Origin of the sequence: Thiohalomonas denitrificans (genome assembly GCF_016841685.1) — a bacterium.
Lineage (GTDB): Bacteria > Pseudomonadota > Gammaproteobacteria > Thiohalomonadales > Thiohalomonadaceae > Thiohalomonas > Thiohalomonas denitrificans_A.
The window spans coordinates 1-13,084 of sequence record NZ_JAENYR010000040.1; the positions used below are offsets into that span (position 1 = coordinate 1).

The following is a 13,084-nucleotide window of genomic DNA, read 5'->3' on the forward strand; positions in this document are numbered from 1 at the left end:
TGGGGACTGGGCCGCTCCGAGGACCTACTCGCCGCACTCGCTCTCGAGTTGGGTGCCGATGTCCCCGTTTTTGTCCGCGGCCGGGCCGCGTGGGCGGAAGGGGTCGGTGAACGACTCACTCCGGTGGAGCTGTCCGAGCCCTGGTTCGTGGTCATCGTGCCGCCGGCAAAGGTCTCGACAGCCGAGCTTTTCAGCGCTGCGGAATTGACACGCGACTGTGCGCCAATCACAATAGCCGACTTCCTGTCGGGCACAGGTTCGAATGTTTTCGAGCCGGTGGTCCGGGCCCGTTATTCGGCCGTAGCCGAGGCACTGGACTGGTTGGCGAACCGCGGTGCGGCCCGTCTGACTGGCAGCGGGGGCTGCATTTTCGCACCCTTTTCTGACCAGCGGCAGGCGCGCAAGGTTCTGGCGGAGCTGCCGGAGGGCTGGCGGGGATTCGTCGCTCAGGGCAGGAACCGATCGCCGTTGCCGACGCATGTGGCGCTGCAAGGCTGATCGAAAAAACAGTTGGGGCGTCGCCAAGCGGTAAGGCACTGGCTTTTGATGCCAGCATGCGCAGGTTCGAATCCTGCCGCCCCAGCCATATTCGGTTGTGTCGCCCCTTCGGGTGGCGCACAAGCTCGTAAGCAGCGGCAGCCTTCCGACCTGTTTGTTCTGTCGCACCAACTGCTTTTGGGATGAGGTATCCATGCCCTTCCGGCATCCGTTCAGAGGATCCACCGTTTCCGACATGATGGTGTTTGCGGGTAACGCGAACCCGAAACTGGCGCAGGACATCGCCGCCTACCTCAGCATTCCACTGGGTAAATCCATTGTCGGCAAGTTCAGCGATGGCGAAGTCATGGTGGAGATCCTGGAGAACGTGCGCGGTAAACACGTCTTCATCGTCCAGCCCACCTGCGTCCCCACCAACGACAACCTGATGGAGCTGCTGGTGATGGTGGATGCCGTGCGGCGCGCCGCCGCGGGCCGCATCACCGCCGTCATGCCCTATTTCGGCTATGCCCGTCAGGACCGGCGCCCGCGCTCCGCACGCGTGCCCATCACCGCCAAGGTGATTGCCAACATGATCACCACCGTCGGCGTCGACAAGCTGCTGACGGTCGACCTGCATGCCGACCAAATCCAGGGCTTTTTCGATATTCCGGTCGACAATGTCTACGCCTCGCCCATCCTGCTGGGTGAAATCTGGCGCAACCGGGACCCGAACATGATGGTGGTCTCGCCCGATGTGGGGGGCGTGGTGCGTGCCCGTGCCCTGGCCAAACGGCTGGATGATGCCGACCTCGCGATTATCGACAAGCGCCGGCCCAAGGCCAATGTCTCGCAGGTGATGCACATTATCGGTGATGTGGAGGGGCGCCACTGTGTGCTTGTCGACGACCTGGTGGATACCGCGGGCACCCTTTGCCAGGCGGCCGAAGCGCTCAAGGAGCATGGCGCCTCCAAGGTCTCGGCCTACATCACGCATCCGGTGCTCTCCGGCTCGGCAACCGACAAGCTGGACCAGTCGGCCCTGGACGAATTGGTAGTCACGGATACCATTCCTCTGGCACCCGATGCGCGGGCCTGCAAGACTGTCCGCCAGGTCTCCATCGCCGAACTGTTGGCGGAGACCATGCGCCGCATCAACAACGACGAATCGGTCAGTTCACTCTATATGGACTGACCTGAATAGCTGTTCCGAAATCGTGTCCAAAATGCTCCTTTGGTACCATACATCTGTAGGAGCGGCGGAAGCCGCGATTCGATATATCGCGGCTTCCGTCGCTCCTACATGCATGGACACCAATTTGGAACATGAATTTTAAAGGAGCGTCCTCTTTCCCAAAGGGATAGGGAGTAAAACGCCACCGCAAACGCATGAAGAATTCGGGCCGCCGGCTTTTTGCCGGCGGCCTTTTAGCCCGTATGTTTTCACGGGATAACTGCCGACCCTGGTCGCGGGGAAGGCGGAGCAAGCGCATCCATGGGGGATGAGCTGCTCACGGGTTCCCGCCCATGGACGGGAACCATCAAAACCATTGGAGTGAAAGAGCCATGAGTGAAGTTAATTTCAATCTGACTGCTGAAGTTCGCAGCGACAAGGGGAAGGGTGCGAGCCGCCGCCTTCGTCGCGCGGGCAAAATGCCGGCCATCCTGTACGGCACCGGCCAGGAGCCGACGTCAATCCTCCTCGACCATGACAGCCTGATGCACAACCTGGAGCACGAAGCTTTCTACTCCCACATCCTCACCATCACTGTCGATGGCAAGGAAGAGAGCGCGGTACTCAAGGACCTGCAGCGCCATCCCGCCAAGAACCAGCTGATTCACGCCGATTTCCAGCGTGTGGCGGCCAACGAGACGATTCGTATGCACGTTCCGCTGCACTTCATCGGCGAAGACATCGCCCCGGGAGTGAAGATCGGCAGTGGTCTGGTCACCCACACCATGACCGATGCCGAGGTTCTGTGTCTGCCGAAGGACCTCCCGGAATACCTGGAAGCCGACCTCTCGAAGCTGGAGCTGGGCCAGTCCCTGCACCTGTCGGAAATCACTGTGCCTGAAGGCGTTGAACTGGTCGAGCTGATGCACGGCGCCGGCCACGACCTGCCCGTTGCGCAGATTCAGGTCACTCGTGCCTCCGTCAAGGGCGGTGCCGGCGAAGAGGCCGAGGGCGAAGAAGCCGCCGAATAGGCCAGGAGCCCGGCATTGACCTCACCGATTCAGCTCATCGTGGGCCTGGGCAATCCCGGAGCCAAGTACGAGTCGACCCGACACAATGCCGGCTTCTGGTTCGTGGACGAACTGGCGCGCCGCCACGGTGGCGCGCTGCGTTCGGAGAATAAATTTCACGGTGAGGTGGGCCGCATCTCCATCGCCGGCCAGGATGTGTGGCTGTTGAAGCCCATGATCTACATGAATCGCAGCGGCCAGTCCGTGGCTGCCATTGCCCACTTCTACAAGATCTCCGTCGAAGCCGTCCTGGTCGCCCACGACGAACTCGATTTACCCCCGGGCGGCGTCAAGCTCAAGCAGGGGGGAGGCCATGCCGGCCACAACGGCCTGCGCGATATCTGCGCCCAACTCGGCCGCGACTTTCTACGCCTGCGCATCGGCATAGGTCATCCCGGCCACGCCAGCGAGGTCACCGGCTACGTCCTCGGTAAACCATCACCCGAAGAGCGTGGTCTAATGGAGCGCGCCATCGACGAATGCGTGGATACCGTCCCCGACATCGTCGCCGGCGAACTGCAAAAGGCGATGCACCGACTGCATACATCAGGGGGCTAACCACGGGGTACACGGAGAACACGGGGTAAGACAGATAGTGATACATGCTCAAGGATTGTGAAGAACGGATTATCGCACAGACATAGACCGCAGCGACCTGCGTGCATAGCGCCATCGGCCCCGGGTTACTTGAGTCGATTTACGAGAAGGCGCTGGCCCTGGAGCTGACTGAACGGGGGCTAAGAGCTGAAACCCAGGTGCCGATTCCCGCCAGTTACCGGGGACAGGATTTAGGCATGGCTTTCAGGGCGGACCTGATCGTCGAACAGAGTCTGCTACTGGAGCTGAAATGCGTGGAGACATTAATCTATGAACTCCCTGCATGTGGCCTAGGATCACCTATTTACGGCTCTTGGGTCTAAAGCGAGGCTACTTACTCAATTTCAATACGCGGCTTTTAAAGCACGGGATCAGGCGGATTTCTATATAACACCGTGCTCGCCGTGGCCAGGCACAAGTCTTGGGAAGCTATTTACAATTTCAATACACGGCGACTGAAGTGCGGCATCAAGCGGAATTCCCCGTGCTCCCCGTGGTTAGACGAGAAAACAAATGGGATTTAAATGCGGTATCGTCGGACTGCCCAATGTCGGCAAGTCCACACTTTTCAATGCGCTGACCAAGGCGGGGATTCAGGCGGAGAATTATCCGTTCTGTACGATTGAGCCCAATGTCGGTGTCGTGCCGGTGCCGGATCCGCGCATGGACAAGCTGTCGGAGATCGTCAAGCCGCAGCGCGAGCTGCCGACGACGATGGAGTTCGTCGATATCGCCGGGCTGGTGGCGGGCGCCTCCAAGGGTGAGGGGCTCGGCAACAAGTTCCTGGCCAATATCCGCGAGACGGACGCCATCGCCCATGTGGTGCGCTGCTTTGAGGATGACAATGTCGTGCACGTGTCGGGCAGGATCGACCCGGTCTCCGATATCGAGATCATCAACACCGAGCTGGCCCTCGCCGACATGGAGACGGTGGAAAAGGGCATTGCCCGCGCCGAAAAGGCCGCCAAGAGCGGCGACAAGGAGGCCAAGGCCAAGCTGGCGCTGTTTCAGCGGCTGCAGGCCCACCTGGACGAAGGCAAGGCGGTACGCGCCCTGGACCTCACGGACGATGAGCGCAACCTCACCCATGAGCTGCACCTGCTCACCGTCAAGCCGACGATGTACATCGCCAACGTTGCCGATGATGGTTTCAAAAACAACCCGGCCCTGGACGCCGTGCGCCGGTTTGCCGAGGAAGAGGGTTCCGAAGTGGTGCCGGTGTGCGCCGCCATTGAAATGGAGCTGGTCGAACTTGAAGAGGACGAGAAAGTCGCCTTCCTCGAGGAGATGGGGCTCGAAGAGCCAGGCCTGAACCGCGTCATCCGCGCCGGCTACCAGCTGCTCGGCCTGCAGACCTACTTCACCGCCGGCGTAAAAGAGGTCCGCGCCTGGACCATACCGGTAGGTGCCACCGCCCCGCAGGCCGCCGGCGTCATTCACACCGACTTCGAGAAGGGCTTCATCCGCGCCGAAGTGACCGCCTACGAAGACTTCGTCGCCCTCGGCGGCGAACAGGGCGCCAAAGAAGCCGGAAAGCTGCGCCTGGAAGGCAAGGAATACGTTGTCCAGGACGGCGACGTCATGCACTTCCGCTTCAACGTCTGAGACGGCTCAACCACAGAGCACGCCGAGCGCATTCTTCTCCTACATCCTTGGTGGGCTCTGTGGTCACCCTCAGGGTATGCGCATACTAACAAGCTTGGTGCTTGGCGAGCGATGCAGGTGCTGGATATCAGGTCGACGGCAGCACGATTGTATGGGCGCAGGAGGTAGAACAACGCAGGAGCCGTTGCGAGGGATGTTGCCGTCGAGCCTACAGGGATGACAGGTGACGGCTCCTGTATAATCTTCACTCCCTATTTTCCTTTAGGCGTATTCACGGATACCTGATCTCAAGCACTCCATCACTGTTTCAAAGTATGCAGTTGCCTTGGTGGTCACCCCCGATCGGCTTGACATACAATGGGCAGTCCTTACAATGCCCGTCTCACCGCAAAGGCTACGTAGCTCAGCTGGTTAGAGCACATCACTCATAATGATGGGGTCCCCTGTTCGAATCAGGGCGTAGCCACCAAATCCCAGCAGTAACAAAAAAGCCGGCCGGAGCCGGCTTTTTTGTGTCCGAGAGCAAAAAGCCATAAGGCTTGCCCTCGTCACCAGCCCGCTTACGCCGGCAACCCCGGGGCGCGCTTTAAGGGTGGGCACTGCCCGCCCTGTTGAGGCCCCAGCTCCCGTTATTCCGAACAGCCATAGACCCTGGTGTCCTGTCACCACCGTCTAATGGCGCCTCCAGCGCTTGACAAGGAGAATGCATTGCCTGCGCGCTGCGCGCCTTGCCCTGACGCCGCTCGGGGGCTCTGAAGGCGCCATTAGACGTGTGACAGGACACTAGGACGACGAAGGCTACTTTCGTTTGCCGCACACATCCCGTTGAGTGTACTGTACCCCGGGGTGGGCATGAGAATATGGAATAAACTACGCGAAGAAGCCGGACAATAATCGGCCGTACCGATTACCCGCCGGTTTCAGGCGCGTAGTGAAACAAACATGACGATACCACTGAGTAAAGCAGGCGGCGTGGGCATGTTACGTTACTTGGTCGCTGTATCGCTCTTCGCTGTTGCCTACTTCATAACCGGCCAATTGGGTCTGATCATCCAAACCGGGCACGCAGGGGTCACACTGTTGTGGCCGGCTTCGGGTGTGGCCCTGGTCGTATGCCTGCTGTTCGGGCCCACACTTTGGCCGGGCATTCTCATAGCGGTGATCGCGCTGGCTCTGGTCAACGGAGTTCCGTTGCCCGCCGCGCTTGGCGCTTCGGTAGGTAATATCCTGGAACCGTTATTGGGTGCCCGTTGGCTAAGCCGTTTTCGGGTGCGAGAGGACTTCGGGCGGTTTCAGGACGTAATTGCCTTCAGTTTTCGGGGTGCGCTTGCCCCCACTTTCATTGCGGCTGCCATCGGTGCCTTCGCGATGGTGCTGCAAGGGGCTGTCCAATGGAACGAAGTGGGCTTGGTGGGGCTGATGTGGTGGCTGGGCAATGCCACCGGCGTGATAGTGATCGCCCCTTTGCTACTCAGCTGGCGGCGCTGGCCTGCCGAACGCTTGCGCGGTTGGCGCGGGGCCGAGCTGCTGTTGCTGTTAGCGGGCCAATCGTTGTTGGTTTGGTTGAGCTTCGGCTACTTCAGCGAGCAGACCCTGGCCACCGCCCCCCTCTTCTATTTGATCATCCCCTTTACGGTCTGGGCGGCAGTCCGGTTCCGCATTCACGGGGCTACTCTCTCCTCATTTGTGGTTGCCGCAGGCGTTCTATGGTGGGCGTACCGGGAAAGCGGGCTGTTCGCCAGCCCCGCCGGACTGACGACAATCTCGTTCGAGATAGCCTTGATCCTGGTCACCACGTGCACCGGCTTGATTGTCGCCGCGCTGTTCTGCGAACGCACGCATGCCGAGGCACGACTACGCCGGTCGCACCGGGAATTGGAGCAACGGGTGCATGATCGGACCCGGGAGCTGGAGTACGCCACTGAACAGTTGAAAGCGGAAATCGACGAACGCAAACAGGCGGAGGGGGCGCTGCGCCGTGAGAGCGAGGAGCTACATAGAGTTAATGCCGACCTTGAGGAGTTCACGGCCGTCGCCTCCCACGACCTCAAGGCACCCCTTAGGGGAGTAGCCAATCTCGCCTACCTAATCGAAGATGAGCTGACCGAAGGAGTGGACAGCGAAAGCAGAAAGCGGCTCCGACTCCTTAACGAACGGGTTCAGCGGATGAGCGATCTGATTGATGGACTACTCCGCTACGCCCGTGTTGGCCGAGTGCAGGGTGACCGGGTGCCGATTCCGCTCGATGCGTTTCTTGACGAGTTGCTCGTGCACCTGGACTTGAGCAAACGCTTTTCAATAAAGCGGAAGACGCCATTGCCGACAATCATCGCCGATCCGCTTCATTTGGAGCAGATATTCCAAAACCTTATCGTCAACGCAGTACACCACCACGACCACGACACGGGCACGATCTCATTCAGTGCTAAAGATAAGGGGGGTGCCTGGCTGTTGGAGGTGGCTGATGACGGGCCCGGAATCCCGCAGTGGTCGCGTGAACAGGTGTTCCGCATGTTCTCCAGCGGCGGGAACAGAGGACACACCGGGATCGGCCTGGCCGTGGTGCGTAAGCTCGTGGTCGCCAACGGCGGGGATATCGATGTCATCGATAACCTGCCCCGCGGCACACGATTCCGGATCCGGTGGCCGAAACAATCGATTCTGCTTTTTGAGGAGTCAGATTCCTTTAACCGGGAACCGCTTGACAGTGGACCTCAGCAGAGACGCGCCTGAATGGATAACCGAATAGATGTAACGAGCAGTGGCGCCAATGCTTAATCCAGCAGATTGTTGTTTTAACGCATGGAATTGACTGCATCCTTGAATAGCGCATTGAATGGCAGGCACGGCCCACCCTAATCGGTAAGAGGGAACTCATAGGGGCCGTGCCCGCCGTCTACTGCCCGTATATTTCGGGGAAAATCCCTTTACACAATGCGTTGCTTTCTCAGGCACCTGACCTATAGGTATTATTACTAGCTCGAAATCGCTCAGGAGGGAGCGGGGTACCGGGATCATCATCCCCCCGGCAATCGGAGCCGGCTACACAAGGAGCGTGTGCCATGCGGTTCGCGACCGGTTTTGTCGCTGCAGTAGCCTTATCAGGGTGTGCATCCATCGACGTCACCTCGATGGATGAGCAGCGAGATGTCCGCCTGATCACCTACAAGTCCACTCAGCAGGTGGACGCGGCTTGCCGAAGCGCAGGCTACAAGGCCCTGCCTTTTCCAGTCTCCATCGTGCAGGGATGTGCCGTCTATACCAGCAACAGCTGTACCGTCTACGCCCGAACACCGAGCAACGACGGGGACGAAGACGCCTTCAGGCTTCTGGGCCATGAGGCGTTCCACTGCTTCGCCGGGGACTGGCACCGCGACCGGCAAAAGGCCACGGTACGTATTCAACACTCCAGAAGAACCGAAACACGAGCGGACGCGACAATCGCCGCCTCCATCAAAACCGAACCCGTAGTCCAGCAACCATTTAACGGAACAGATCCCTTTTAGCCACCCAATACGTAGGGCGCATTCTTGATGCGTTACATTCGTCCCATAGAGCCGATTGATTTTCAGAACGCACCGACCATCGCATGGGCTACATCCAAATGCGCCAGCTCCGAGAGACGACTACAAGAATGTAGGAGATAAAATAGTGCCTGGAGCAATTATCGATGGTTTAGGGTGAAGGCCATAAGAAGGATCACGACTTGATTTGATCTCCTTAATCCTTTCCTTCTCCCGGGGGAGAAGGAAAGGCTTCGTTGGGCGCCGGGCATTTTGGGAGCCGGAGCAGCATCAACGCCGGAGCGGTGCATTTGAAGAATGCACCCTACGACGCCCGGACGACTCACGGCTTCCATGCGCATACCGACTTAGTTGCTGGGATTATGGGTAACGGCGAAGTCGCTGGTGGCGGAACCGTCTGACTGCGAAGCAACCGCGGCAATGGCCGCGGCAAACAAGGCGCCGGCGGAGATCACAGCGCCGGAGATCACGGGGGCCTCTGCCGTTTCATTATAGTTTGCAGGCACTTCGCCGGCCGGCTGTGCTTCCTGGGCCAGCAACGGTGAGGAGAAGCCAAACAGGCAAACTGTGGCCAATGTCAGTTTCTTCATTATTCACGTCCCCTTTTTGCGTTAACGCCGTCACAAAACGCTACCATCCTTTAGCGACGGCAGTAAACCAGCAGTATATGTAGAAATCACAGGGTTTGCCCACACAAACCAACTTCTACGCCGCCTGGTCATAGCGCATAGCGCTCTTTCGTAATAGCCATCCACTTGGGCGAGCGGCGAGGCGGGTATGCGCGGATCTAATGATACGAATACTGGTAGTGGTAGCCATAATGACCGCCGTAGCCGTATCTGCAGCTCTTCAGCGGTACATCGTTGAAGATGAAGCCATTGACATCGACGCCGCTCTGCTGGAGACGCTTGACCGTCAATTCGAGTTCGCGCATCGGGTGCCAACCGAAGCGGACCACTATGAAAGTCATCCCGCCCAGGCGGCCGACGATACTGGCGTCGGTGACCGCGAGGACGGGCGGTGTGTCGACGATGATGCTGTCGTAGTCGTTTTTAAACTCCTCCATCAGTGCCTGGAAACGGGGAGTCATGAGCAGCTCGGCCGGGTTCGGGGGCACGATACCGCTGGGTATTAAGTCGAGGTTGGTTTGATCGGTAGACCGTACAGCCTCCTCCCTGGTGAGTTCACCGCTGATCAGCCCGGAGAGTCCGTGGCTGCGCCGGGTGCCGAAGTATTCGTGCAGATGCCCCTTGCGCATGTCGGCATCGATAAGCAGCGTGCGCTTGCCGGCGTCCGCGATGGTGGCGGCCAGATTACCGGATATAAAGGACTTGCCGATCTCGGGACTGGGACCGGTGATGGTGATGATGGCGTTATCCGTGTCCATGGCGGCAAACTGAAGACTGGTTCTAAGGCTTCGCAGAGCCTCGATGGCCAAGTCGTCGCGATCGGCGAACGCCAGTAGCGGTCTCGCCTTTTTCGCTTTGCCCCTTCTGACGACAAGCTGCTCTTCCCGAGAGCTGTGCAGGATCGAAGCGAAGGTTGGTAGCCCCAACTGCTGCTCCAGGGCATCCGGGTCCTCCACGCCCCTGTTCAGGGCGAGGCGCAGCAGGGCGGCCGCAACGCCGGCGCCTATACCCAGTATCAGGCCCAACATCAGTATCATGGCTTTCTTCGGCTTGACCGGTTGGGACGGCCGATAGGCGGGATCGATGATGCGAGCGTTGCCAACCGTGCCGGCCTTGACGACGCGCATCTCCTGGGATTTGTTCAGGAGCAGCATGTAGAGCTCATTGGCCACCCGGGTGTCGCGGGTGAGTTGCAGAGAGTGTTGCTGCTCTTCCGGGAGCTGGCGGATCTGCGCTTCCAACGCCGCCCGCTCTGCCCTGAGCTGCTCGGTCTTTTGGTCCAGCGAGGTGATGACCGGATGGTTGGAGGTGAACTTTTCGATGAGTTCGGTGCGTCTCAGGCGCAGCTCGGAGAGGGCCTTTTCGAACTCGGCCGCCTGTTGCAGAAAGGTCTGGGCCTCCAGGGTGAGATCGACGCTGCCGACTTCCGAGCGGTAGTCGTTGAGGCGGGATTCGGCCGTGGTCAGTTCCGCCTTGAGGGTCGGTAGCTGCTCGTTTAGGAACTCCAGCGTCTTTTCGGCCTCGCGGGAGCGCCGCTCTACGTTCTGCCGCAGGTAGGCGTTGGTGACGCTGTTCAGGATCTGTTCCAGCCGCTGGGGGTCGGAGTGTTCCAGGCCCACCTTGATGATCCCGGTGCCTCTGCCCTGCTCCCCTACTGTCAACTGGCCTTTGAGATCCTGCACCACCTGCCAGCGGGGGCGCTTGACTACCCGGAAGGTGGTGCCTGGACGCGCCTCCAGCCGGGAGACGAAGATGCCGATGCGCTCGCTGCCTGCGCTCTGCGCCTCGGCCGGCTTGTCGACGCTGCCGGCCAGCAACTCACGGCCCTCTTCATCCAGAAGGCGGTAGGCGCCGCTATCCCCGGCCACCAGCGACAGGGGCTGATTGATCAGGCGCGGCGGCAGTTCCAGCCGGTCCAGGCCCAGGGTGTCTCCGCCCCAGGCATAGCTGTCCAGGCCGAACAGCGAGCCAGCGATGCCTTTGCCCTGGCCATGAAGCCGTGCCGCAGCGGCGCCGATCAGCGGGAAGTAGCGTGGCCGCACGGCAATGTCCAGGCCCAGATCATCGACCGCATGGCCGACGATAGTGCGCGATTTGATGATCTCGATCTCGGCCTCGGCCGGGCTCTCGGTACCGAACATGGAGGAGAATTCGTCCAGACCGCCGACCGAAGCGCTCTGCTGCTCGACCTGCAGGAGAACATCGCTCTGGTAAATGGGGGTGGCAAGTACGGCGTAGGCGGCCGCCAGGGCGGTGATCACCACGACAATCGCAACGATGAGCCACTTGCCATCGGCCAGGTTGGCCAGGAGTTCCCCGAGATCGATTTCGTCGTCGGCGAATTTCGGTTCGCGAACCGCGCTTTCTCCCGTGTTGTTGCGCATATCCATTTCGATATCTTCCGCTGTTAGCGGTTTACGAGGTTGTCGGTCTGCCAGAGGGTCTGAATGGTCGGTAGAATCTGGCGGACGACCCGGTTCCATCGGGTGAGACCGGTGGGCGATACGTAGACCACGTCGTGTTTCTGCAACGGGAAGGCGGTTGCCAGCAGCATGGCGTCGGCCGAGGCGGCGTTCAGCTGATACACACTGGGCTGGTGGATATCGCCACGGATAACGAAGATCTGGCTGGCATCGGCGAGGTCCTCGTCCATGCCCCCGGCGGCACTGATGGCCTCGGCCAGGCTGAGCCGGCCGTGGCGCATTGCAGCCGTGGAGGGGTCATTGACCTCGCCCATGACGTAGACCTGGTTGTCGCTGCGATCGGGGACGTAGATCTGATCGCCGTCGCGCAGCCTGAAGTTGCCTTCCGCGCCGGCGCTGTAGATGGAGAGCAGGTCGAGCTGATGCACCTGGTTCCCGCGGGTGACACGGACGTCGGTCAGGTCCGCCTCGGGGGTGGTGCCGCCCACGAGGTTGACGGCCTCGACAACCGTCAGGGGTCGGTCGTTGATGGGGACGACATTGGGTGTGCCCACCTGGCCGGCAACATACACCTTTTTACTGCGATAGGCGGCAACCCGCACATCGATTTGCGGCTTCTGAATGTAGTGGCGCAGGCGTTCGGCAATCAGCTTTCGTATCTCGCCGGTGGTGAAGCCCGCCACCTCCAGGATACCGACGTAGGGATAAAAAATGGCACCGTCGGCATCGACCAGGTGGCCGGCGATTTCAGCGGAGCGAAATTCACCGGCCGGGATGGTGAGCTCGGGGTGGTCCCAGACCGTGACGGTGAGGACATCGCCGGGGCCGATGCGGTAGTCGCTGTTGTCGGGCGTTTCGGCTGTGGGACGGCTGCGTTTGGTCTTGGCTCTCGCCTGTTCGGCGATGAGCTGCGGGGTGATGGGGATCAGGCGCGGCTGGATCTGCGGCCCGGTCGGCTCGGGTGCGACCGGCGTCATGGAAGAGACGTCCATTTTCATGCCGGGCGTGGCGCAGCCGGCCAGCAGCGTGGCCAGGCCTGCCAGAATCATCAACGAAAATGACTTTCTTCTCACAGTCGCTCCATCCAGGCTTCGACACCCTGTTCGATCGCCTTGAGCGCAAGCTCAAAGGCCTCTCTCGGCTTGCGGTAGGGATCGGGGATGTCGAATTGTTCCCAATGGCCCAGCGTGTAGACCCTGCCCCTCGCCATCGGGAAGTGCTGTTCGATTTCCTGTCGGTGCCAGGCTTCCATGACCAGGATGAGTTCGCTGCTGCGAACCTGCGCCCTATCCAGTTGCCGGGCGCGGTGGAAGGAGATGTCGATGCCTCGCTGTTCCATCAGTTCGACGGCGGTGGGGTCTGCTTCCTTTCCCACCAGCGCGCCAATGCCAGCCGATGATACATCGATGCCGCGGCCGCCGAGTTTTGCCCGGAACAGGCCTTCGGCCATCGGACTGCGGCAGATGTTCCCGACGCAGACCACGAGGATGCTTTTGAACATCGTGTTGCCTAACCCCCCAATAGCCAACGATTGTAATGGAAACCCGGGGTCAAATACACCGGGGTTCAGCGGGTTTGCGGGTTT

Annotated in this window: 13 protein-coding genes and 2 tRNA genes; 11 read left to right on the forward strand and 4 right to left on the reverse strand. The window is 60.2% G+C overall.

Features of this window, described 5'->3' with window-relative positions; translation table 11 throughout:
- From Q7L05_RS10020 to Q7L05_RS10070, 11 genes are all read left to right on the forward strand, one after another.
- Positions 1-498: 4-(cytidine 5'-diphospho)-2-C-methyl-D-erythritol kinase (locus Q7L05_RS10020; protein WP_411293333.1), on the forward strand; the 498-nt coding region annotated here is incomplete at its 5' end.
- A gap of 13 nt (positions 499-511) precedes the next feature.
- Positions 512-586: transfer RNA gene (locus Q7L05_RS10025), tRNA-Gln, on the forward strand.
- Between the two features lie 147 nt (positions 587-733).
- A complete protein-coding gene (locus tag Q7L05_RS10030) occupies positions 734-1,672 on the forward strand; it encodes a ribose-phosphate diphosphokinase (RefSeq protein WP_303905637.1) in 939 nt (312 codons plus the stop codon).
- A gap of 371 nt (positions 1,673-2,043) precedes the next feature.
- Positions 2,044-2,682, forward strand: a complete 639-nt coding sequence (locus tag Q7L05_RS10035; protein ID WP_303905639.1) for a 50S ribosomal protein L25/general stress protein Ctc — start codon at positions 2,044-2,046, stop codon at positions 2,680-2,682.
- 15 nt (positions 2,683-2,697) lie between these two features.
- The gene (pth, locus tag Q7L05_RS10040) at positions 2,698-3,279 is read left to right on the forward strand and encodes an aminoacyl-tRNA hydrolase (RefSeq protein ID WP_303905642.1); all 582 of its coding nucleotides are present in this window, start codon (positions 2,698-2,700) and stop codon (positions 3,277-3,279) included.
- Positions 3,280-3,380: 101 nt separating this feature from the next.
- Entirely contained in the window at positions 3,381-3,641 is a 261-nt protein-coding gene (locus Q7L05_RS10045; protein WP_303905645.1) for a GxxExxY protein, read from the forward strand.
- Positions 3,602-3,709, forward strand: a complete 108-nt coding sequence (locus tag Q7L05_RS10050; RefSeq protein WP_303905648.1) for a GxxExxY protein — start codon at positions 3,602-3,604, stop codon at positions 3,707-3,709. Before Q7L05_RS10045 ends, Q7L05_RS10050 begins: the two co-directional genes overlap by 40 nt.
- Positions 3,710-3,831: 122 nt before the next feature.
- Positions 3,832-4,923: a redox-regulated ATPase YchF gene (ychF, locus tag Q7L05_RS10055; RefSeq protein WP_303905651.1), complete on the forward strand. Its 1,092-nt coding sequence runs from the start codon at positions 3,832-3,834 to the stop codon at positions 4,921-4,923.
- Between the two features lie 392 nt (positions 4,924-5,315).
- Positions 5,316-5,392: transfer RNA gene (locus tag Q7L05_RS10060), tRNA-Met, on the forward strand.
- 473 nt (positions 5,393-5,865) lie between these two features.
- The gene (locus Q7L05_RS10065; RefSeq protein ID WP_303905654.1) at positions 5,866-7,656 is read left to right on the forward strand and encodes a sensor histidine kinase; all 1,791 of its coding nucleotides are present in this window, start codon (positions 5,866-5,868) and stop codon (positions 7,654-7,656) included.
- A 329-nt stretch (positions 7,657-7,985) separates the two neighbouring features.
- On the forward strand, positions 7,986-8,429 hold the full coding sequence (locus Q7L05_RS10070; protein WP_303905657.1) for a hypothetical protein: 444 nt from the start codon (positions 7,986-7,988) through the stop codon (positions 8,427-8,429).
- A gap of 365 nt (positions 8,430-8,794) precedes the next feature.
- Here the strand turns inward: Q7L05_RS10070 and Q7L05_RS10075 are convergent, their stop codons facing one another.
- The 4 genes from Q7L05_RS10075 to Q7L05_RS10090 form a co-directional block, all read right to left on the reverse strand.
- Positions 8,795-9,037 carry a hypothetical protein gene (locus tag Q7L05_RS10075; protein WP_303905660.1) on the reverse strand — a complete coding sequence of 81 codons (243 nt, stop codon included), beginning with the start codon at positions 9,035-9,037 and terminating at the stop codon, positions 8,795-8,797.
- 197 nt (positions 9,038-9,234) lie between these two features.
- Positions 9,235-11,466: a polysaccharide biosynthesis tyrosine autokinase gene (locus tag Q7L05_RS10080; RefSeq protein ID WP_303905663.1), complete on the reverse strand. Its 2,232-nt coding sequence runs from the start codon at positions 11,464-11,466 to the stop codon at positions 9,235-9,237.
- Between the two features lie 17 nt (positions 11,467-11,483).
- A complete protein-coding gene (locus Q7L05_RS10085; RefSeq protein ID WP_303905666.1) occupies positions 11,484-12,572 on the reverse strand; it encodes a polysaccharide export protein in 1,089 nt (362 codons plus the stop codon).
- Entirely contained in the window at positions 12,569-13,000 is a 432-nt protein-coding gene (locus tag Q7L05_RS10090) for a low molecular weight protein-tyrosine-phosphatase (protein WP_303905669.1), read from the reverse strand. The genes Q7L05_RS10085 and Q7L05_RS10090 overlap by 4 nt, the downstream gene beginning before the upstream one ends.
- Positions 13,001-13,084: the final 84 nt, after the last annotated feature.